At 64.8% G+C, this 1,976-nt stretch carries 4 protein-coding genes; 2 read left to right on the forward strand and 2 right to left on the reverse strand.

What is annotated here, in order from left to right:
• Both EOA86_RS32540 and EOA86_RS32545 read left to right on the forward strand, forming a co-directional pair.
• The coding region (locus tag EOA86_RS32540; protein ID WP_164892226.1) for a HupE/UreJ family protein at positions 1–466 on the forward strand (466 nt) is incomplete at its 5' end.
• Between the two features lie 8 nt (positions 467–474).
• Entirely contained in the window at positions 475–780 is a 306-nt protein-coding gene (locus EOA86_RS32545) for an urease subunit beta (RefSeq protein WP_128345341.1), read from the forward strand.
• 26 nt (positions 781–806) lie between these two features.
• Here the strand turns inward: EOA86_RS32545 and EOA86_RS32550 are convergent, their stop codons facing one another.
• Entirely contained in the window at positions 807–1,301 is a 495-nt protein-coding gene (locus EOA86_RS32550; RefSeq protein WP_128345343.1) for a hypothetical protein, read from the reverse strand.
• 126 nt (positions 1,302–1,427) lie between these two features.
• Positions 1,428–1,811, reverse strand: coding sequence for a hypothetical protein (locus EOA86_RS32555; protein ID WP_127207942.1), 384 nt, complete (start codon positions 1,809–1,811; stop codon positions 1,428–1,430).
• Positions 1,812–1,976 lie beyond the last annotated feature (165 nt).

Here is a 1,976-nt window from a genome sequence, read left to right on the forward strand (position 1 = left end):
CTCCGGGCTCGACCACATGTCGGTTATGATCGCGGTCGGGTTGTGGGCGGCGCTCAAGGGCGGCAAGGCGGTTGTCGCCTGGCCGCTCGCCTTTGTCGGCGTCATGCTGGCGGGCGGTACGCTCGGCATGCTGCAGGTGCCGGTGCCGTTCGTCGAGCCGGGCATACTGGCGTCCGTCGTGGCGCTGGGACTGCTGGTCGCGCTCGCGGTCGATCTTCCGGTCTCGGCCGGCGTCGCCATCATCGGCCTGTTCGCGCTGTTCCACGGTCACGCCCATGGCATCGAGGTGCCTGAAAACGCCGGCGGGCTCGGCTATATGGCCGGCTTTGCCGTCGCCACCGCGCTGCTCCATGCCGCCGGCCTCGCTGCCGGTCTTGGCCTCGGCATCAGATTCCCGGGCCTTGCCCGCGCCGCTGGCGGCGCCTGTGCTGCCGTCGGTGCCGGCCTCATCTTCGGCGTCTTGTGAGGCTGGCGATGATCCCGGGCGAAATCATCACGGCAGGCGGCGAGATCGAACTCAACAAGGGCCAGCCGACCGTCACCATGAAAGTGGCCAACAGCGGCGACCGGCCGGTCCAGGTCGGCAGCCACTATCACTTCTTCGAGACCAATGAGGCGCTGAAATTTGATCGCGACAAGGCGCGGGGCATGCGCCTCGACATCGCCGCCGGCACGGCGATGCGCTTCGAGCCCGGCCAGGAGCGTGACGTCACTTTGGTGCCGCTCGGCGGCAAGCGCGAGGTCTACGGGTTCCAGCAGAAGATCATGGGCGCGCTGTGAGATCCAAGGCGTCGAGCAGTTTCGGCTCAGCTGGGCGGCTTGGCCGCTGCGTAGATGACGACCTTTCCAGGATCATCGAATTCCACGGCGAGAACGTCTTCGGTCTGCACGCGTTGAGAGTCGATGGCGTTGAACAGCAATGCGTTCGCCTCGATCTCCTCGCGCAGTTCCGCAATCTCGTCCTGATGCTGCTCGACCTTGCTTTCGATCGCCGGCGGCAGACCGCCTTCCGTGCGCGCCGCGTCGGTGAGGAACACGATATCGACTTTGTCGAGCTTGGATGTCTTGCGCACAGTACCGATGTTTTCACGCGTCCGGTCGATCGCCGTGGCGACTTTGCCGGCTTCCACAGCCGTGTTGGTCTCTTCCTGGCCGACTTCCGAGCCGATGATCTTGTTGACCGTATCCGGGCCTTCGAGGCCCTGCGCATTCAGCGCGGCCTGGGGAACGCTCGCCGCGAGAAACGCAGTTGCGGCAATCATATGCAGCCATCTGGTGTCGGGGGAGGTGGTGATCGCCATCGCTCGCTCTCGGAGCCTCTTTCGAGGCTCGTTTCTACGCCAAAAAGTCGAAACGTATTCTGCCCTGCGAAGGTTCCCTCCCCGATGCGGCAGGCCGGCCTTGTGCCGGCCCGCCACAGCGTATCGTCAGCTCGCTTTCTTGGTGATCAAGGTCAGCGCGCCATTGGTGTCCATGCTGGCGGCGATCACTTGCGCCGAGGTGAGTCCCTTGGCTTCGAGCGCGGATTTGACCTGGGGCGTCGCGTCAATCGAGCTGCGCAATTTCTGCAGGCCGTCCTCGCCGCGCTTGGCGATCACTTCGTTGACCTTCGTCTGCGTTTCCTTGGGCAGTTCCTCGATGTCGACGACGTTCACGGTCTGAATCGCCGGCGCTTCCGGCTGAGCGCCGGGCGCCGCGGGAGCGGGCGAAGCCGGCGGCTCGCCGGGTTGCGGCGCCGGCTGTTGCTGGGCGCTGGCAGCGGTCGCGAGCAGGAGGGTGGCGGCGGCAGCGAGACTTATCGTTTTGCGCATGGATCTTCCTTTCCATCGATTGGCGAACGGTCGTTTTGGGGTGACCCGGCCACCTCAAACGTTAAATGGGATCGGAAGGTGTCGCTCAGCGGGTCATTACGTGACCATAGGATGGCGACAATGTGCGGCCGGGCTTCGACCGGCTGTATTGGGACGTATTTCGGG

Origin of the sequence: Mesorhizobium sp. M5C.F.Ca.IN.020.32.2.1 (assembly GCF_004023105.1) — a bacterium.
GTDB classification, from domain to species: domain Bacteria; phylum Pseudomonadota; class Alphaproteobacteria; order Rhizobiales; family Rhizobiaceae; genus Mesorhizobium; species Mesorhizobium wenxiniae.

Excerpts from the sequence above, each read along its gene's own strand:
- EOA86_RS32545 (WP_128345341.1), top strand. The coding sequence starts at position 475 with ATGATCCCGGGCGAAATCATCACGGCAGGCGGCGAGATCGAACTCAAC.
- EOA86_RS32550 (WP_128345343.1), bottom strand. The coding sequence starts at position 1,301 with ATGGCGATCACCACCTCCCCCGACACCAGATGGCTGCATATGATTGCC.
- EOA86_RS32555 (WP_127207942.1), bottom strand. The coding sequence starts at position 1,811 with ATGCGCAAAACGATAAGTCTCGCTGCCGCCGCCACCCTCCTGCTCGCG.